19 protein-coding genes are annotated in these 19,845 nt (G+C 42.2%); 8 read left to right on the top strand and 11 right to left on the bottom strand.

The window, feature by feature from the left end; translation table 11 throughout:
• The first annotated feature begins 64 nt into the window (after window positions 1–64).
• From nifJ to L6773_RS02100, 5 genes are all read left to right on the top strand, one after another.
• Window positions 65–3,640 carry a pyruvate:ferredoxin (flavodoxin) oxidoreductase gene (gene nifJ, locus L6773_RS02120; RefSeq protein ID WP_237852188.1) on the top strand — a complete coding sequence of 1,192 codons (3,576 nt, stop codon included), beginning with the start codon at window positions 65–67 and terminating at the stop codon, window positions 3,638–3,640.
• 90 nt (window positions 3,641–3,730) lie between these two features.
• Window positions 3,731–4,738 (top strand): dihydroorotate dehydrogenase-like protein, encoded by a 1,008-nt coding sequence (locus L6773_RS02115; RefSeq protein ID WP_237852187.1) that lies wholly within the window; start codon window positions 3,731–3,733, stop codon window positions 4,736–4,738.
• Between the two features lie 161 nt (window positions 4,739–4,899).
• Entirely contained in the window at window positions 4,900–5,250 is a 351-nt protein-coding gene (locus L6773_RS02110) for a 4Fe-4S binding protein (RefSeq protein ID WP_237852186.1), read from the top strand.
• 64 nt (window positions 5,251–5,314) lie between these two features.
• Window positions 5,315–7,162: a 2-oxoacid:acceptor oxidoreductase subunit alpha gene (locus L6773_RS02105; RefSeq protein WP_237852185.1), complete on the top strand. Its 1,848-nt coding sequence runs from the start codon at window positions 5,315–5,317 to the stop codon at window positions 7,160–7,162.
• Between the two features lie 2 nt (window positions 7,163–7,164).
• Entirely contained in the window at window positions 7,165–8,181 is a 1,017-nt protein-coding gene (locus tag L6773_RS02100) for a 2-oxoacid:ferredoxin oxidoreductase subunit beta (protein WP_237852184.1), read from the top strand.
• Window positions 8,182–8,202: 21 nt separating this feature from the next.
• Here the strand turns inward: L6773_RS02100 and L6773_RS02095 are convergent, their stop codons facing one another.
• The 5 genes from L6773_RS02095 to L6773_RS02075 form a co-directional block, all read right to left on the bottom strand.
• A complete protein-coding gene (locus L6773_RS02095) occupies window positions 8,203–9,147 on the bottom strand; it encodes a ferredoxin reductase domain-containing protein (protein WP_237852183.1) in 945 nt (314 codons plus the stop codon).
• A gap of 947 nt (window positions 9,148–10,094) precedes the next feature.
• The gene (locus L6773_RS02090) at window positions 10,095–10,505 is read right to left on the bottom strand and encodes a DUF6567 family protein (RefSeq protein ID WP_237852182.1); all 411 of its coding nucleotides are present in this window, start codon (window positions 10,503–10,505) and stop codon (window positions 10,095–10,097) included.
• 486 nt (window positions 10,506–10,991) lie between these two features.
• A complete protein-coding gene (locus L6773_RS02085) occupies window positions 10,992–11,852 on the bottom strand; it encodes a hypothetical protein (protein ID WP_237852181.1) in 861 nt (286 codons plus the stop codon).
• Window positions 11,849–12,268 carry a hypothetical protein gene (locus L6773_RS02080; protein WP_237852180.1) on the bottom strand — a complete coding sequence of 140 codons (420 nt, stop codon included), beginning with the start codon at window positions 12,266–12,268 and terminating at the stop codon, window positions 11,849–11,851. The genes L6773_RS02085 and L6773_RS02080 overlap by 4 nt, the downstream gene beginning before the upstream one ends.
• A gap of 306 nt (window positions 12,269–12,574) precedes the next feature.
• Window positions 12,575–13,549 carry a collagen-like domain-containing protein gene (locus L6773_RS02075; protein WP_237852179.1) on the bottom strand — a complete coding sequence of 325 codons (975 nt, stop codon included), beginning with the start codon at window positions 13,547–13,549 and terminating at the stop codon, window positions 12,575–12,577.
• Window positions 13,550–13,883: 334 nt separating this feature from the next.
• Here L6773_RS02075 and L6773_RS02070 point away from each other — a divergent pair, with 334 nt between their 5' ends.
• Window positions 13,884–14,786: a polysaccharide deacetylase family protein gene (locus L6773_RS02070; protein ID WP_237852178.1), complete on the top strand. Its 903-nt coding sequence runs from the start codon at window positions 13,884–13,886 to the stop codon at window positions 14,784–14,786.
• Window positions 14,787–14,948: 162 nt separating this feature from the next.
• Here the strand turns inward: L6773_RS02070 and L6773_RS02065 are convergent, their stop codons facing one another.
• The 4 genes from L6773_RS02065 to L6773_RS02050 form a co-directional block, all read right to left on the bottom strand.
• Complete coding sequence (locus tag L6773_RS02065) at window positions 14,949–15,680, bottom strand: HAD family hydrolase (RefSeq protein ID WP_237852177.1); 732 nt, start codon at window positions 15,678–15,680, stop codon at window positions 14,949–14,951.
• Window positions 15,681–16,079: 399 nt separating this feature from the next.
• Window positions 16,080–16,397 (bottom strand): hypothetical protein, encoded by a 318-nt coding sequence (locus L6773_RS02060; protein WP_237852176.1) that lies wholly within the window; start codon window positions 16,395–16,397, stop codon window positions 16,080–16,082.
• Between the two features lie 28 nt (window positions 16,398–16,425).
• Window positions 16,426–17,085, bottom strand: a complete 660-nt coding sequence (locus L6773_RS02055) for a phosphoribosyltransferase (protein WP_237852175.1) — start codon at window positions 17,083–17,085, stop codon at window positions 16,426–16,428.
• A 14-nt stretch (window positions 17,086–17,099) separates the two neighbouring features.
• Window positions 17,100–17,537, bottom strand: a complete 438-nt coding sequence (locus tag L6773_RS02050; protein ID WP_237852174.1) for a MamS/MamX family magnetosome protein — start codon at window positions 17,535–17,537, stop codon at window positions 17,100–17,102.
• Window positions 17,538–17,772: 235 nt separating this feature from the next.
• On the opposite strand from L6773_RS02050, the gene L6773_RS02045 reads away from it, so the two are divergent.
• Window positions 17,773–18,459, top strand: coding sequence for a dienelactone hydrolase family protein (locus L6773_RS02045; RefSeq protein ID WP_237852173.1), 687 nt, complete (start codon window positions 17,773–17,775; stop codon window positions 18,457–18,459).
• Window positions 18,460–18,542: 83 nt separating this feature from the next.
• Here L6773_RS02045 and L6773_RS02040 read toward each other — a convergent pair whose 3' ends face one another.
• The gene (locus L6773_RS02040; RefSeq protein WP_237852172.1) at window positions 18,543–18,740 is read right to left on the bottom strand and encodes a dodecin family protein; all 198 of its coding nucleotides are present in this window, start codon (window positions 18,738–18,740) and stop codon (window positions 18,543–18,545) included.
• A 51-nt stretch (window positions 18,741–18,791) separates the two neighbouring features.
• Window positions 18,792–19,238, bottom strand: coding sequence for a DUF2267 domain-containing protein (locus tag L6773_RS02035; RefSeq protein ID WP_237852171.1), 447 nt, complete (start codon window positions 19,236–19,238; stop codon window positions 18,792–18,794).
• Between the two features lie 332 nt (window positions 19,239–19,570).
• On the opposite strand from L6773_RS02035, the gene L6773_RS02030 reads away from it, so the two are divergent.
• Window positions 19,571–19,822 (top strand): hypothetical protein, encoded by a 252-nt coding sequence (locus L6773_RS02030; RefSeq protein ID WP_237852170.1) that lies wholly within the window; start codon window positions 19,571–19,573, stop codon window positions 19,820–19,822.
• Window positions 19,823–19,845: the final 23 nt, after the last annotated feature.

Genomic DNA, 19,845 nt, shown 5'->3' with positions numbered 1-19,845 from the left:
AAGCCAAAAATTTAAACAACTACACGAATTTTATTGATATAACAATTTCGGAGGAAATAATAGAATGTCTAACAAAATGGTAACCATTGATGCAAACGAAGCGGCGGCATACGTCGCACATAAACTAAGTGAAGTAATCGCCATCTACCCTATTACACCGGCCTCACCCATGGGTGAATGGTCTGATGAATGGTCTATGGCTGGTAAGAATAATATTTGGGGAACCGTTCCCGAAGTTATTGAACTGCAAAGTGAAGGTGGTGCAGCAGGAAGTCTTCACGGGGCTCTTCAAACCGGGGCAGTTGCCTCAACGTTTACAGCCTCCCAGGGCTTACTGCTAATGATGCCGAACCTGTATAAAATTGCCGGTGAATTAACACCGGCCGTGGTGCATGTAGCTGCACGATCTGTCGCTACACATGCACTTTCAATTTTTGGAGATCACAGTGATGCTATGGCAATACGCCCCACGGGAATGGCAATGCTGAGTTCTAACAGCGTGCAGGAAGCGATGGACATGGCTTTAATTGCACATGCTGCTACGCTTGAGTCGAGAATTCCTTTCCTCCACTTTTTCGACGGCTTCAGAACATCCCACGAAGTTCAGAAAATACAGCAAATCGATCCCGATATCATGAAACAGATGATTGATGAAGACTGGATCATTGCACACCGAAACCGGGCTCTAACTCCCGATAAACCTGTTATTCGCGGTACAGCCCAAAACCCGGATGTATTTTTCCAGGCTCGTGAAACTGTAAACAGATATTACAATGCTTGCCCGGAAATCGTGCAAAAAACGATGGATAAATTTGCTGAACTTGGCGGACGTTCCTACAAGCTTTTTGAATATCTCGGACCCGAGGATGCAGAACGTGTAATGATTCTTATGGGGTCAGGAGCTGAAACGGCTCATGAAACTGTTGAAAGACTGAATGAACAAGGTGAGAAAGTAGGCCTGGTTAAAGTTCGTCTATTCCGCCCATTCAGCATGTCTCATCTCATAGAATCGCTGCCGGAAACAGTTAAAGGTATTGCCGTTCTGGATCGCACAAAAGAGCCGGGTAGTGCCGGCGAGCCACTTTATAATGATGTATTGGCTGCCATGCATGAAAATACCATGGAAGAATGGAAAGAGTTTGACAGCAATGTAAAAGTGATTAACGGGCGATTTGGTCTTTCCTCAAAAGAGTTCACACCGCCAATGGTGAAGCGTGTATTTGATGAACTTGAGGAAGAAAAACCCAAGAATCACTTTACGATTGGTATTCATGATGACCTCACAAACACAAGCCTTGAATGGAGTGAAGAGGGTTGGGAATCTGATGATGATGTATTTGAAGGATTGTTTTATGGGCTTGGGGCAGACGGTACAGTAAGCGCCAACAAAAACTCCATCAAAATTATTGGAGACAATACCGACAATTACGCACAGGGATATTTCGTTTACGATTCCAAAAAATCAGGAGCTACCACTGTTTCTCACCTGCGATTTGGACCTAAGCCGATACGCTCCGCTTACTTGATAGACAAGGCTCGATTTATTGCTTGTCATCAATTCCAGTTTTTAAGCAAACTGGATATGCTGAAACACGCGGAAAAGGGCGCCACTTTCCTTTTAAATGCTCCTTATGACAAAGATGAAGTTTGGAATCATATTCCCGACAAAGTACAGCAACAGATCATAGACAAAGAACTCAAGTTCTACAGCATTGATGCTTACAAAGTAGCCAGGGATACGGGAATGGGGACTCGCATCAATACGGTGATGCAGACCTGCTTCTTTGCTATCTCCGGTATTCTTCCAACGGACAAAGCTATCCTACTGATTAAGGGTGCGATCAAGAAAGCGTATGGAAATAAAGGAGAAAGAATTCTGCAAAGCAATTACGCTGCTGTTGATAATTCAATTGAAAATCTTTTTGAAATTGAAGTACCTGGTGAAGTGACCTCTGATCTTGAGATGAAACCGGCTGTTCCGGAGGAAGCCCCGGAATATGTTCAAGAAGTTATTGCAGAAATAATTGCCGGAAATGGTGATGATCTGCCCTCAAGTGCTTTTGAACCCGACGGAACGTTCCCGACAGGAACCACCAAATGGGAAAAAAGAAATATAGCCCTCGAAATACCGGTATTGGAATCCGATATCTGTATTCAGTGCGGCAAGTGTATGCTGGTTTGTCCGCATGCCGTAATTCGTATGAAAGCGTACGATGGTGAACTTCTCGAAGCTTCACCCGAAACCTTTAAATACATGGATGCCCGCGGACGAGAATGGCCGGACAATACCAAGATTAGCATCCAGGTGTCTCCGGAAGATTGTACAGGTTGTGAACTTTGTGTTGAGGTTTGCCCCGCAAAAGACCGGAAACAGGTTGGCCGCAAGGCACTCAACATGGCTCCGATTGAACCACTTATCGAACAGGAAAAAGAGAACTGGGATTTCTTCCTCACTCTGCCTGAATACAAGCGGTCTGATCTGAAAACCGAGACTGTGAAAGGAGCACAATTCCTTGAACCCCTCTTTGAGTTTTCAGGTGCCTGTGCCGGTTGTGGCGAGACGCCTTACATCAAACTGATTACCCAGCTTTACGGTGACCGAATGGTGATCGCCAATGCAACGGGTTGTTCTTCCATTTACGGAGGTAACCTGCCATCCACACCTTATACCACAAATAGTGATGGACTTGGGCCTGCCTGGTCGAACTCCCTGTTTGAGGATAATGCCGAATTTGGACTTGGTTTCAGGCTTACCATAGACAAACATGAAGAGCAGGCACGGAATCTGCTCAAAAATATGAATGGGGCTGTTGATTCCGAACTGAAGGAAGCCATTTTGAATGCAGATCAAACCACAGAACCCGGAATTTTTGAACAGCGGGAACGCGTGAAAAAACTGAAGGAGACCCTGGAAAGCTCTCAAGTTGACAACGGCAAGATGTTACACAGTCTCGCCGACTATCTTGTACGCAAGAGCGTCTGGATCTTTGGAGGTGACGGTTGGGCATACGACATCGGTTATGGCGGACTTGATCATGTTCTGGCAAGTGGCCGCGATGTAAACATCCTGGTCATGGATACAGAGGTGTATTCTAACACGGGTGGACAATGCTCAAAAGCAACACCACTTGGCGCCGTTGCAAAATTTGCGGCCGCAGGTAAAAGAATTGGCAAAAAAGACCTTGGCCTGATGTCAATAAATAGTGGCAACAATCATGCTTATGTAGCGAGAATTGCAATGGGAGCGAGTGACATGCAGACGATGAAGGCCATTATTGAAGCTGAACGTTATCCCGGCCCATCAATCATTATCGCTTACAGCCACTGTATTGCACATGGCTATAACATGAAAGACGGATTAAAACAGCAGAAGCTGGCCGTAGATTCAGGTTACTGGCCGCTCTTCAGGTTCGATCCAACGAAATCAGCTGAAGGTGAAAACCCGTTCCAGCTTGATTCGAAAGCTCCGAAGATAGATCTGAAAGATTACGCATACAATGAAATGCGATACTTGATGCTTGCAAAAGCGCAACCCAAAATTGCGAAACAGCTCATCACACAGGCGCAGAAAGAAGTAAATGAGCATTGGAAAATCTATGAGGAATACGAAAAACTGTATGAACCCAACGGGGAGGAATAGATCTAATCACATTTACTGAGTTAAGGCAGGTAAAATTTTATTTACCTGCCAAAACCTTCAAAAACTAATTGACCTAAAAAATTTATCGATATGAATTTAGAAACAAAATATCTTGGACTTACTCTGAAAAATCCCCTGGTCCCTTCAGCCTCTCCTCTTTCAAATGACACAGACATGGTGAAGAAACTTGAGGATGCCGGTGCTTCAGCAGTTGTTATGTATTCACTTTTTGAGGAACAGATCAATATGGAGAACGAGGCGCTCGATCATTTTCTGAATACACCTCAGGAAAGTTATGCAGAGGCTCTCAGTTATTTCCCGGAACCTGAAACATACCATAACCTCCATGCTGAAGAATACCTTGAGCATATTCAAACACTGAAGAATTCTGTGGATATCCCTATCATTGCCAGCCTGAACGGAGTTTCAAAGGGTGGGTGGATGTCGTACGCAAAAAAAATGGAAGAGGCGGGCGCTGATGCCATTGAGCTTAATATCTATTATATCGCTGTAGATCCGGATCGAACCGCTTCAGCCGTCGAACACATGTATTACGACAATGTTCGAACAGTTAAGAAATCGGTCAATATTCCGGTTTCCATTAAACTATCTCCCTATTTCACGGCCTTTGCCAATATGGCAAAACTTCTGCAGGGAGCAGGGGCCGACGGACTTGTCCTGTTCAACCGGTTTTATCAGCCCGATATTGACCTTGAAAATTTGGAAGTACTCCCAAGTCTTGCGCCCAGCAGTTCTTTTGAAAAAAGATTGCCTTTAAGATGGATTGCCATGCTTCGCCCATTTCTGAAGTGCAGCCTGGCCGCAACAACCGGAATCCACACGGCCCATGATGTGATTAAAATGATACTGGCCGGAGCAGATGTTGCAATGATGGCATCTGTACTTCTGTATAAAGGACCCGATGTATTGAGAACTATGGAAAAAGAGATTAAACTCTGGATGGAGGAGAAAGAATACACCTCCCTGGAGGAGATGAAAGGAGCGATGAGTGCATCTTCGGTTGCTGAGCCAAGTACATTTGAAAGAGCTAACTACATCAAAGTATTGCAGGGTTTCAAATTAGACGACTTCAGGTAACACTTTAATATATACTGATTCTAAATTACAACCAGAGCTCAAGATTATTGTTCAATCTCAAACTTTTAATTAAATTATAAAAGAGTTTTTTGTCCAAATATCTAAAATAGCTTTTGAGAGAAAAAAACTTGAATACAAAAACTTTAAAAAATTAAAATATCATGGCAGTATTAATAACAGACACATGTATTAATTGTGCAGCTTGCGAACCCGAATGCCCGAATCAGGCAATTTACGAACCCGGTGCGGAATGGTCTATGGCCGAGGGAACCGAACTTACAGGTTCAGTAACTCTATTGAACGGAAACGAAGTTGATGCCGATGAAATGCAGGAACCTCTTTCAGACGAGTTTTATTTCATTGTGCCCGATAAATGTACCGAATGTCATGGATTCCATGATGAAGAACAGTGCATCGCTTTTTGCCCGGTTCCGGAATGTATTATTCCCGACCCGGATCATGAGGACAGCGAAGATGTACTGGAAGAGAGATTCGAATTACTACACGGGTAATGACTCTATCTTATAACTGATTTTTCCATGCAAACTTCTTCAACATCATTAAAAACAACTGGATATGACTGATACAGTATTAACCCAGGAGATGAGGAAAGTTGTAGTTCGATTTTCCGGCGACTCCGGAGATGGCATGCAGTTAACGGGTGATATGTTTTCGCAATCATCCGGAATTGCAGGTAACGATTTAACAACAATCCCGGATTTTCCTGCTGAAATAAGGGCTCCCCAGGGAAGTATTGGTGGCGTATCCAGCTTTCAAGTCCAGATCGGGGGTACAGAAATCTATACCCCCGGTGATGCTGTTGATGTTCTTGTTGTAATGAATCCGGCGGCACTGGCTGCAAATCTCCAGTTCCTGAAGTCGGGCGGAATTATCATTGCTGATAAAGATAATTTTTCATCCCGGTATCTGAAGAAAGCTAATTACGAGGAGAACCCCCTGGAAGACGGTTCTCTCCAGGACTACTTCGTAATTCGGGCCCCAGCCACCTCTCTCACCAAAGAGGCTTTGAAAAACCTGGGCCTGCAAACGAAAGAGATCACTCGAAGCAAGAATATGTTTGCCCTGGGTGTGGTTCTTTATATGTTCAGCCGGCCCTTAGAAAAAACCATTGAGTTTATTGAGAAGAAGTTCGGCAACAAACCTAAATTGATAGAAGCGAATACAAAGGCGCTCAACGCGGGATATAATTTTGCTCATAATACGGAGCTCTATGGCCATTCCGTACATGTACCTCCGGCCAAACTACCAAAAGGTACGTATCGAAATATTAATGGCAATAAAGCCGTTGCATGGGGTTTGTTGGCAGCTGCAGAAAAAAGCGGAAGAAAATTATCCCTGAGCTCATACCCTATCACTCCAGCCTCAGAAATTCTTCACGAACTTTCCAACCGGAAAGACATGGGAGCGATTGTACTGCAGGCTGAAGATGAAATAGCTGCTGTGACTGCGGCAATTGGTGCGGCATTCAGTGGAAATCTATCCATAACTACAACATCAGGCCCCGGTGTATCCCTGAAATCTGAGGCATTGGGACTCGCAGTGATCGCAGAGTTACCGCTTGTAATTGTGAACGTTCAACGTGCCGGACCATCAACGGGATTACCCACTAAAACAGAGCAATCAGACCTTAACCAGGCTTTGTATGGGCGGCACGGTGATGCCCCCATGGTAATAATTGCGGCAAGTTCGCCTGATGATTGCTTTTACTACAGTTATGAGGCCGCAAAAATTGCATTGGAGCATGTTACCCCGGTACTTATGCTTTCCGATTCCTATCTCTCAAGCGGAACAAGCCCCTGGCGAATTCCGGAAAAAGAGGATCTGGATGAGATTAACATTCCAAGATTTGAAGGCCCACCCGATGAGTGGGAACCTTACATGCGTGACCCGGAATTTTTGAACCGCTACTGGATGGCACCCGGCGACAAAGGATTCGAACACAGGATTGGCGGGCTGGAGAAAAAAGAGATCACCGGTAACCTGTCCTACGAACCTCTGAATCATGAGAAAATGACAAAAATCCGTGAAGAGAAGATTCAGCGGATCGCTAAAAAATTACCAAAACAAAAAGTGATTGGTCCTGACTCCGGCAAACTCCTCGTGGTTGGTTGGGGCAGTACCCATGGGGCTATCAATACAGCCGTTACTGAGCTGATGGATGACGGAGAAACAGATATCGCATTTACTCACTTCAACTACATTTATCCCCTTCCTGAAAATACTGAGGAGATTTTTCAAAATTACGATCAGATTTTGGTTTGTGAATTGAACAATGGACAGTTTGTAAATTATCTTAAAAGTAAGTTTTCTGAATTTTCTTTCAGGCAGTTTAACAAAATTCAGGGTCAACCTTTCTTTACATCGGAAATCAAGGCTCAAATTATTAATCTCTTATCGGAGTAGGTATGCAGGCAGGAACAGTCAAAAATAAGGTACAACCTCCATTAACGAGAAAAGATTTTAAAAGCGATCAGGATGTTCGATGGTGTCCCGGTTGCGGTGATCACCTGATTTTGGCAAGTATGCAGAATGCTTTCGCCAAAATGGGACACAAAAAAGAGAATATTTTGAGTGTGTCCGGAATCGGCTGTTCCTCCCGAATTACGTACTATCTTGAAACGTATGGCATCCACTCTATTCACGGTCGTGCAATTGCCGTATCTACAGGTGCAAAACTTGCAAATCCCGATCTGAATGTTTGGGTATTTACCGGCGACGGTGACTCAATGGCTATCGGAGGCAACCACTTTATCCACGCCTGCCGGAGGAACATCGATCTGAATGTCGTTGTGTTCAACAACAGAATATATGGGATGACCAAAGGCCAGTCATCTCCCACAACACCTGTTGGTTTGAAAACTAAAACAGCCCCGGGAGGCAGCTATGAAAATCCGTTTAATATTGGTGAAATTGCTATTGGAGCAGGTGCCACATTCTTTGCCCGGGTTCCCGACAACGACCTCAAAATGCTCGAGGATGTGATGCTGCAGGCCTATCACCATAAAGGAATCTCCATTATTGAAGTCCTACAGAATTGTGTGATTTTTACCGATGGAATCCATGAAAAAATTACAGGAAAAGATACCAAGGATGAAAACCAGGTAATACTGGAACACGGCAAACCGATTCAGTTTGGAAAAGAGAATAGCGAAGGGCTAAAAATTAGCGGTATGCGCCTGGAAAAGACAACTGCGGAGAATACGATTATTCACGATGCAGAAGAAGCCGACACAAACATGCATCTATCACTTGTAAGACTCAAATTGCCGGAATTTCCGGTTGCAACAGGAATTATCCGCAAGGTTGAGTCAACCCCTTATGAAAAGAGTGTTCATGATGCAATTGCCGATGTTCAGGCCGGAAGCCCCTTTAAAAATGTTGATGACCTTTTCCGCAGCGGCAATACATGGGAAATTGATTAGGCCGAAAGGATCTCTTAATTATCAATAAACCTCCAGGAATAATCTTTCACTGGGATTCACTTTTCTTTTAAGCTGATTTTCGGACCATTTCAAAGGATCTACATCCTTAACCTCATCTTTAAGATCCAGGTAATCGTATAATCCCAACATAGCTAAAATTTGGAAAATACCGGTTTCCATTCCCTTCAGTCCACATGCATAGATCAGGGTATTCTTTTTCTCCAGGATAGGGAGCATCAACGCTTTTTGATCAATGATGGAATACTGCACGTATGGCTTGGACCCATCAGGGCGGGGATCCTCCCTGGATATTGACTTCAAATAGTGAAAGTTTTTGTGTTTTTCAGCAAGCTCATCAAAGAGATCATTGTACAGTAGATCCGTTCGATACGGGCAACCGAATGAGAGTATAACCTCATTTGTCATCCCCAATCGCATCAGATCTAAAACCATTCCGCGAAATGGGGCAATTCCGGTTCCCGTTGCTAAGAATATATAGTTGAAATCTTCCGGATTTTCGGGAAGAAGAAATTGTTTGCCACCCGGACCCGTCATCAGAACTTTCTCTCCTGCTTTCTTGCTGCAGAGATAGTTTGAACAGACTCCCAGGATAAGTTTTTGTGTTTCCCAGTCCTCATCAATCTCGCGCTTTACGGTGGTTGCATATATCTTTCCCTCTCCATATTCACCGCCCGTGGGTGAGCATGTTGAATATAGCCTTAATTTATGAGGCCTCCCGTTTTCATCCTCTCCGGGGGGCAATACTCCCACAGTCTGACCGGGCAAGATGCTATTTTCAAGTAACGTGCCGGAAACATCAAATTCAATATGTCGAACAATATTGGGACTTGCCGAAACAGTACAAATCTCACTTTTGGTGATGGGTACCTCTACCGGATTATTGGGTTTATAGTGAAACATATCAACTTCCGGTATGCGAACTTCTAGATCCTTAACATCAGGCATGGTGTTATAATATTAGTTACGTCTTAAGCGCACTCAGTCAATCAAACACAATGAGTGCCTCAAATTTATTTTCTGATTTTAAAATATTTCTAATCACTTATCAGCCTCCTGTACATTGAAGAAAATGTTGGGGGTTGCATTATGAATCATTTTCAAAACAGATCGTCTTCATTTCTAAACAACTCTATACCCCATTTCCAAAATGTATGGGCTTCTAATGAATTACTTTCAACCATTGTCAAACTTAGTGTGTTCCATAATCACTCCCAAAAGAATCATTTTTTATTGAATTTTAAAACTCAAGGCTCTGCTTTTCTTACATTCTCGTTATAGAATGGTTTGATGTAATTTCAAATCAAAACGATATCATTGCATCTCATCTGCTTAACGAATACATCTCTTTATTCTTCTACCTGTTCTAGATAGAAATTTCCACTTTTGTTAGAGCCGAAAATGCGATAGATTGATTGGTTATTTTATTAAAATCAGGGATTTGTTGTTTCAAGATTTAAAGATATTCCTTTTCTCTCAACATCGGGGGAAGCAATAGGTTGTGTAGGATATCACTTATGTATTATCTCAATTCATTTAGAACTCAGGTGAGCTCAAAGACTATTAACCCGGTATGTGTAAATTCGATATAATGATCTTGAAAATTGTCAGTTTTTATAATCATTCATATCTATAGAACTCAGGTTAGCTAGAAAAGCCGGTACTCAAGACTCTGACTAAATGATCTAATACCAATATGATGCAACCCTCTCATATAAGAGAGTTAATCATGGCAAATGGATGCGGACATTATGTACTCGGTGTAGCAATACCAAGATTAAATCCTTGAAATCTCACATCGATTTATAAAGCAAATGATCTATCAGTCCATTGTGCATCTCTTGTACCGGCGTAGTTATAAAAACGGGTATGCACTCTTTATTGAGAAGATTTTTCTACCTGAACTCAATAATATCTGCTCGTACAGTAACCTTTACCTGGGTGTATAAAACCAGGTTCAGGATATCTGAGTCGTAGCGAAAATTCGCAAGAGCCAATTTGCCTTCTACCACCTCTCCATGCTCAGCTTCATAATTTGCCCAGAGGTTTTCAAGAGCATCGGTGTAGAGCTTATCGGTTCCATCTACCCTTGCCAAAGCAAAAGTGTTGGCGGTCAGGCCCGTTGAATAACTAAGTCCCAGGATATACCCGGCTTCTGCTTCTCCGGTAACATTCGTTGCTGCAATAGAGTAATTCCCTTCTTCAAGGTTTACAATTGTCTGGTTTGCAGCAAGAAATGCGCCCGAATTCGTACAACCTGTAAATAGCAGCATTCCCAAGATTGAAAGAATAAATATCTGTCTCATGACTTTTTGACCTACGTTTTATTGATGAACAATTATAATTAAGGTCAGCTCGATATAAATTTAATGAAGATCGTCAGTTTGAGCCCGCCTGCACCTAGATTTGGAGTACAGGCGCAGTTCAGGCCGTTTTGGTCGGAACTGCCTGCCCCGAAGCGCCGGAGAGTCGAAATGTGACGTATTCAATTATTACATTCATCATTATTTCGAACTAACATTATATGATAAAAAGAAGTAAAATTAATATCTGTGGGGATAATGCTGATTATCCATCTTATCCGACAAATACCTCTTTTTAGAATTACTAAAATCACAAAATCACCGGTACGTAACACAGATTTTTCATTTTGAAATGATCAATGGATTCAATTTCAGCATTAGAAAACTTTCAAATGTCACAATTTTATCTTCAATAATTATCCTAACAAAGCACTATTAAAGACTAAGAATGCGAACTTCTGCCAAGACAACTTTAAAGCTGATTTTTTATCACTCGTGGATGTTTCTTAGAACCAAAACTGTGCATATTATTGCTGCTAATAAAATAGCCGGAATGATAAAAATGACCGGGATGATATTTTGCCCCATCAATCCCATTGCGATTATTTTTGAAACAAGAGCTGCCATCAGGATACAAAGAAATACCAGGTAAACAGGAGCCAATAGATATCCCATTGGTTTTTTTTGTATAAACAGAACTCCGGATACGAATGCAAGCGGAAGCAAAAGACCCAAATCCAGACCCTGGACAATGAGCGTGGTGTAATGCTCCGTTTGTTTTGGTATGATAGTTCCGTCAAGAAGTGGCGGAATAACCACACCGAGCCACAGCATGGCAATTGCCAGTGTATTCAGGATCAGAAATCCGCCCGGTAGTTTTACCGGTGTATTCTCCGAAAATCGACCCAGTAGTTCCTTCACATCAAAAGAAAGCATCACCAGGGATAAACCAAAAAACGAGGTTCCAAGCAGGGCTGCATACAGCAAAAATAGAATGTTGTACATTCCCATAACCAAGTAAAACAGGTAAGTAACCAAAAAGTAACCAAGTGCACCAGCCAGTAAAAATCGTCCTCTCAGCGATCCGGTTCGAGCCCGGAAAAACGATATCCATAGAAACGGTATCGCAATGAAAAGAGTCACATAATCCTGTGCAATGCCCTGGGGAGCTACATCTTCTGACATCTGCCTGTACAGCCCCTCACCGTAAATTTGAACCGTCTCTCCCCTGATCGACTCATATTCATATGGGCCGGGACCTCCGGTTGAAAAGATCCCAATCGACGATGCAACACCCGCCATAATCGTTATAAGCAGAACCAGTACCGTAACAGGTTTTTGATACTTCATGGCGTTGAAGTTGTCTCTGGCCGGTCAACCATGCGAATCCATGAAACCAGGGTAATGAGTACGCCGGTCACCCCATAAATCAGTTGAAGAGGAGGCTTTGATTGATAACCGATCATATATATTTCAACGACGATCCAAATCACAAGCGCTACGCCTGTTACAAAAGAACCGCTAATTGCCCAGCTTTTCTGTTTCCACAATCCGGCATAACAGATCATCGGGAAGATCCCCAACACAACGAAAAGTATCACTCCGGGAATGAAATAGGTATCAAACATAGAATTTGCCAACCATCTCTGTGGAATTCCTAAGGACTCGCCGGTGGGGTCCAGCATTAAACCAAATCCTCCTGCCAAACCACTGAGCCCCTGGAACCCGACTAAAATGCTAAGTATTCTTTTTAATAGTTTTTTCATATTCTCTCTCTAATTTTTCCAATTTAATGTCTTACCTGAATTATAAATTGGATGGGGATTATTTTGTATAGGGAAATTTCCCATAAATAGATGTGTGAATATTACGATTGATGTAATACGATATATAATCAATCTATTTACACGTAGTGTGATTGAGTCAAAATCGGATGAATTTCCCCCATGTTCGGAGGTTGACACTCCTTGGATAAATCTTAACCGTAAAACACGTTTTATCTATTCACTGCTATTATTAAAAAAAGCGGTGGAATTTTTCCCACCGCTTCAATAAAAAATGAAATCTACTTTTTAGTCCCGGATACCAAAGTATTTCTTAAGCTCCTGATAATTGTTCAGATCAATTGGTAAACTTTTAGCCTTTCTCTTAGCTAAACTTTCCTCTCCTGGAATAAGTACATAACGAAAATCTATATTCGTATTTAGTGCCATTGGAAGAGTCGTAGAATTGTCTGGGTTTATGTAGCCAATCCTCAATTGCTGAGGTTTTAACTCAAAAAAGAAACTATAATTGGGATTGGCGGGGGTATCTCCCTTACCGATGGGTAGTGAATAAATAGACTGTGTATTTAAATTTGTATAAACCTTAACAACACCATTATCTAATATATCTTGTGTCATTGCGTTTGCTAAAATATCAAAATAGCGATATTTGGTTGCATTAAATGTACCCTCTTCCCATTGCTGTGGATTTACCCATTCAGAATACATTACGTTAGCTGTGCCTTTCAAATTAATGGGAGTCCCCCAACCACTTTCAGTTTTCGGTCCATAAAGATCGAACGTTGAAGTATTTAAAAAGTAATCTCCGAGTTGTCCCATTCCTGCATCAGGAGCTGATGTTCCGGAATGTATTTGACTTCCATCTGCTCCGGGAGGCCCCTGGAGGCTAAGCGGTGTGCCCCAACCCGACTCTACTTTTGGTCCGTAAAGTTCGGCATTATCACTATCGAGGTAATAATCACCAATAGAACCTGTGTCTGATGAGGGTGCACCCGTTCCTGCCAAAATCATACTTCCGTCTTCACCGGCGGGTCCTACAGGTCCCTCAGGGCCTTGTTCACCAGCCGGTCCCTCGGGTCCTTCTGGCCCTTCGCAGGCCATAAAGACACCTAAACTTAGTGCCAGCGAAATACAAACGGTCATTAAAAGTTTTGGTATGTGTATCTTTCTCTTTTGTGAGTAGTTATTCATTGTAATCATATTTGATTCTATTTCTAATGAATGAAGAGCTTCTAATGATTCTCTTTGAAATTCTTGCTTCATAGGTTTATTAAATGGATTATTAGCCAACTTACTGTAGAAGTGAACATGCTAAATACAGGTCAAAGAAGATGAAAAAATAAACGAGCGCGAGCAGAAGCCAAAACCATTCGAACACCGGATTTCTATCAACTACTCAGGAAAAATATACTCATCAATAATTTGCCACCGGTTGTGCTTTAGCTCTTAAATAATCAAATTTGGGTTGGTATTTCTCGATCTCTACCAATCATAAATAGTTTTTATATCTATGACCTTCTCCGACATTTTTAAAGTTGCTCTCTTCATTTTAGTATCAATCGGACTTACTCTAAATTCTGAAAATTCTTTCTGTCAAATGGATCCATCAAAAACTCTTGCTGAACAATTGGGCTACCCTGCTGATGCTAAACTCCTGATTATTCATGCTGACGATCTCGGAGTGGGTCATTCTAAAAATGCAGCCAGTATCTCTGCCTGGGAGCAGAACGGTATTAACTCCGCATCCATCATGGTTCCAACACCGTGGTTTCCGGAAATTGCGCATTACGCCAGCAAGAATCCCGAATTTGATTTGGGTTTGCACCTCACCTTAACCTCCGAATGGATGTATTATAAGTGGGATGGTGTCCTTCCTTCGAACGAGATTTCCACCCTGTTGACAGACAAGAATTACTTTTACCCAACAGTGGACGAAGTGGTAGCAAATGCCGATCCTGCCGAAATTGAAAACGAGATCCGGGCCCAGGTGGAGCGGGCATACCAGTTTGGCCTCAATCCAACTCATCTCGACAGTCACATGGGAACCTTGTTTTCGCATCCTGATCTTTTTGAAGCCTACCTGAGAGTGGGGCAAGAGTACAAACTTCCCGTTTTAGTTCCTGATAACTGGATTGAAGAGGCGATGTTTTCGGATATTGAGGCTCGAAATGAAATTATAGAGTTGGCTGAAGAATACCCGCTTCACGTACAGGAAGTGGTTATGCTGGATTCCACCACACATGAAAGTGACTGGTTTGAAAAGTATGACAGTGAAATCAAAAACCTTAAACCCGGGCTAAACGAAATCTTGCTTCACCCAGCTTACGATGATGCCGAGATGAACGCCATGACCATCAATTACCACCACAACTTTGGTGCCGAATGGCGCCAACGCGATTTCAATTATTTCACCAGCCAACGGGTCAAAGATCTTCTCGAAGAAGAGAATATCAAATTAGTCACCTGGCGGGAGATTAAAGAACTGATGTATCCCGATTGATAATTAATTGTACGCCGGACAGCCTGTCCGGCTCTGGAAGCTAAAATAAAATCTGTAAGATGAAATGACGTTTATCTTCAATTTGTTGAAATAAGATTTTTATGGTTGATCAGTAACGGGCAGGCTGCCCGTTGTACTTTTTCAAAAAGAGATTCGCCTTATTCACTCCCCACTCGAAACCGAAAAACCAGCCTCATCTTTTCCATTTGGATAGAGATACACCCTTCCGGATTCATGAACAACTTTTGCCTCTTTAAGGTCAGGCTGAACGCTGATTGCTCCCTCTGACAACAACGCCTTGGTTAATCCGTCTTCATTAATCCCCACAACTGTGGCTCCTGCGCCGGATGCAGCTTTTACACCGCTGACTGAATCTTCAAAAACAATCATAGTCTCCGGATCTACATCTAATTTTTCTGCCGCGAGAAGGTAGCACTCTGGGTTGGGTTTTCCATTTTCCACAAGATTCGCGGTGATCATCACTTCAAACGGAGATGAAAAACTTAGTCCTGCAAGCATTCTGTCCACTTTTCCGGGCAAAGCACTGGTCACCAAGCCCATTCGAACCCCGTTATCCGAGCACTTTTTCAAAAGCTGTTCAACACCGGGAATCATGGGGTAGGTTTCAACGGAGGCATCAAACTCTCCACACTCTTTGATAATCTCCTCACGTTCATCTTTGGAGAGAGGGGCAAAAAGATCGTTAACTGTTGGGCGTGCCGGCCGGCCGTGAAAGCGTTCTTCTCTTTCATTTTCAGGAATGTCTATACCGTAATCAGCCAGCTTTTGAAGCCAAAACTGTTCTACATGATCTTTACTGTTTATGATGACACCGTCCATATCAAAAATAACAGCTTCGTATTGGGCGGGTTTACTCTTCAATTCAATATCCATCAATGATTGTGACGCTAATTAGACGCAATTTTTGACTGAAAATACGGGTAAACGATCTTCTATAAAACCCGAGTCCATTTCTCATCGAAACGTAATTTTTATCCCGGGGAAGCATTGCAAAACCCGGGGTTCGTGATTCATGACTTGATCCGGAATCTCTAAACCCCATAAAGATCCAAGGACGGAGATCCCATACTAAGTTCAGGATGGCCTAAAAGTTTTTTAAAAACGTTCTCTGACAATTTGAAGATCTCTCAAATAAAAAACCGACTCATCCCGGGGCAAATAAAGCAGTTGTTCAAATCGATATGATTTGCTGACCTGGCAATAATTTGAACGATCGAACGCTCCGAAGAAACCCTCAGACCGTACTCACATGATGTTCGGTAGAAAGAAGCTTTATTTATTCGCTTTTCTTTTGCTGTGATGAACGTGAGCTGGATGCTCTATTTCTCCCAATATATCCTCTACATGATGTTGATGAAAAACATTGATCAGGAATAGAAATGCCCAGTTCGTAAAAAATGAAAAGAAAACACCATCGGCAATACCGCGGTCCAGGCCGATGATGCCCATGAGGATCCCACCTACAAATCCCCAAAAGACGTTGGCTTCTAATGAAATTCCTTCCCTCTCAATAATAAGGCCAAACAAAAATCCCACAAACAAACCTACCGATGCATACCAGTAAATGAGCGTTAATGTTAGCTCTTCCATCTATATACCTCTCTTTTACTCTTAAAATTCAGTTATAATCGAGATTTTTTTTAAGTGTCCGGAGTATCCGGTACATCTCAAAAAGTTTGTAAACCTCGTTGTCTCCCACCTGGTCAAACACCTCATATACCTGCGATACCGCTCTGAAATCAATAGGTGTTTCGAGAATGATGACATTGTCAACTTTTTGGGAAAGTTTTCGCTTCATTCCATCACCGGAAACCGGAGCCGCAACTACAAGTTCTTTAGGCTTCTGTTTTTGACACATTTCAATAGCAACCATTAGTGTAGAACCGGTTGCAATACCGTCATCAACAAGAATAACTACCCTATTAGTGAGGTTTGGCAACTCTCTTTTTCCACGATATGCTTTTTTCCGTCGCTCAATCTCTTCTTTTTCAATCTTAAGGACGGTTTCTATTTCCATCTTACCCAGTCTTTTTTTTGAAAAAGGCTGTAAAACCACACTACCGTCTTCCGCTACGGCTCCAAATGCCGCTTCCGGGTTTCTCAGGTATCCAAGTTTCCTGGCTACAATTACAGAAAACTCGCAATCCAACACACTGGCAACTTCATATCCAATAACAACTCCACCGCGTGGTATGGCCAGCACAACTGGGTTCTTTGTTTTATACCCGGTTAGTTTTTTCGCCAGCTTTTTACCTGCATCACTTCTGTTTAGAAACATATTCAATCATTTGTTCAGGAAAGCCGCTCCCAGGCTATCCAATGCGGGTGTCCGTTTTCATCCCGAAGTCTGAGCAACTTATTCCCTTGTTTTAATTCTTGGGCAATCAGTACGGATTTGTGATTTAAATCTGCACGCGATCCCTTCACTGTTACGATATCTCCCTTTTTAAAATTTCCACGTTGCATGTTCATATACCATGCTGGCCCGAGGTGAACCGGAATTAACTTTTCATCGGATTGCAAAATCAGTTCCATGCCTTTGCTTTCGCTGTTGTCTTTTCCGGAAAATCGTATATCAGCAACTTTACCGGTCAGTTCTTCTAATGTGTCCAAATCAAACTCCCGGTAGTAACCTTTGTGGCGATTCCTGTATTGATATCCTGCAAGTGCTACTCCAGCTAACGTTACCAGTGCGGCTCCACCTGCAATCATTTCATTTTTTACGTTCATATCTCCTCCGTTTTTAATGAACCTTTATTCAAAAACTGGTCAATTTTTTCATTAAAAACCCTATTGTTATCACCTAATCAGTAAGTAATTGAAAAACGACCATAGTTGTAAGGGAATAGACTACATGTTTCATATCCAAACCGAGGGGGAAGTATTTAAGGTCTGCACCTATGGTGTAACGCAGAAAAAATTATAAGATTAAAATAGAAACTAAATTTTTGGGGGAGAGAGAGCCATGATAAAAATTAGACAAGTTACTATACCGGTTGGCAATAATGATCTGACAGCAACAATCAGCAAACCGGATATAGCGAAGGGAATTGTAATTTTCTCGCATGGATTAGGCAGCGGCCGGTTCAGCCCGAGAAATGTAAAAATAGCCAACAGGCTGCAAGATGCCGGTTTTGCAACGTTGCTTTGTGACCTGCACGATAAACAAGAACTCGATTCAGAAGGAATCGAATTTAATATCCAGGAGATGGCCCTTCGATTGGAGATGATTGTTTTGTGGTTAAAAAACCAAACCCAGTACGAGATGTTGCGCCCGGCATTATACGGATCGAGCACAGGTGCAGCGGCGGCAATTAAAGTAGCATCTGAACTTGATGGAGTGATCAAAGCTCTTGTTTGCAGGGGCGGACGGATTGAGTTAGCCAGGGAGTTTATCGACAAAGTTATTGCGCCCACATTGCTGATCGTTGGTGAACTTGATTTTCATCTGCTTGAAGTACACAGGAAAATTTTCAACCGGCTCAATGCTAAAAAAGAGATGGCAATTATACCCGGTGCCACACACTTGTTTGAAGAACCGAAGAAACTGGATGAGGTCGCAAAAATTTCGATAGAATGGTTTGATAAATTTTTAAATCACCCGGATCCGGAGTATAGCCAAACGGAGCATAAGGATTCCGTAGAAAGATGATCTGAGAGCTTGCATTTCATAAAATAAAGGGTGCTCAGGTCAACCTGAACACCCTTTTCTCCGCGTGGTTATGGTAGCATCTTCTAATCCAGAACGAATGTTACTTTAACATTCACCCGGTATTTAGCAATGCTGTTTCCTTCAACAATTCCCTGCATGTTTTCCACATACACACTCTTTATGTTGTGTACGGTTTTGGATGCATCAATTACGGCATTCTCTACCGCTTCTTCCATTGTTGGGCCTTCTGCAATCACTTCAATTACTTTTGCTAATGACATAATTTTACCTCTTGTTTTTGTTAACCTTTCCTGATTTATAACTTCGTTGAACTACCAAACCGTACTATTCTGCATTTCTTGCTCCCAAAGATTTACAATATCTTTTGGCATGGATTTTTTCACATCTTCCAATTCCCCGATACTTACATGTTCATACAGCACATTTAAGACGGCACTTAAAGCATCTTCAGGAGAAAGTTCGTTTGAAGCCCCCATCTCCTTGCGAATGCGGATTAAGAATTGACCGGCATTCAGTTTTACTTTTTTTCCTGATGGCCTATAACCTTCAAAGTAGTAACCCCGAAGCAACACCGGCAATTGGGCTGCAAGATGGAAAGCCTCTTCGATTGTGGTTCGGTCCCTGATAGCATGCAATACGGCCCGCAATGCATTAAAAGCCCAATCTTCCCGTTCGGGGCAGGTTGTTCTCTGCGCTACGTCATAAACCCACATTAATGTCTCTTTGCACTGATTATCAAAATTGACTTCACTATTCATATTCCCTCCTTTTCCCTGATCTTATACTAATCAATTTTTTAAGATCTCTCTTCACTTGCTGTAGGTATCGTTATTTAAACATCGTAGTCTATTTTCCAAAGTTTTAATAGGGAATTGTATTACAAACACAGATCTATTTAAGGTTTACATTATTTATGAATAATTCACTGCACTCACCATTTGCTCCCGATCCATAATGATCCTTTAAAGACTCAGGTTTTCCCTACAGATTTTATCGGGAAATTTCTATAAAGTCAGTTGAATCCATTGCAATACAGATCGTTCGTCATCTCCATAACTTTTTAGAGAGTCATAAAAAACAGAGGTGTATTATGAATTCAGAAGTTTGGCAAATAAAAATAAAACTTGATGTTCCTCAAGAGGTCATAGAATATTTTCAGCTCGAACAGCAGTGGGAAAATGAGGGAGGGGCCATAACCAAGAATGAGAAAGCCGAGATCGAGCATGATATAAAAGCACCCCTTAAACCCGGAATGTGTTATTACGTGATGGATGGCCGTTTTGAGATTCAAGACAACAATCTTCTTTACGTAGCCGATATACACCCCGATTATAACGGTTGATTTGCAATCCCGGTACACATGTA

This window comes from Rhodohalobacter sulfatireducens, assembly GCF_022012475.1.
In the GTDB taxonomy this organism is placed as follows: Bacteria; Bacteroidota; Rhodothermia; order Balneolales; family Balneolaceae; genus Rhodohalobacter; species Rhodohalobacter sulfatireducens.
Note: the sequence above shows the minus strand (reverse complement) of the source record. Positions and strands in the feature narration are given on the sequence as shown.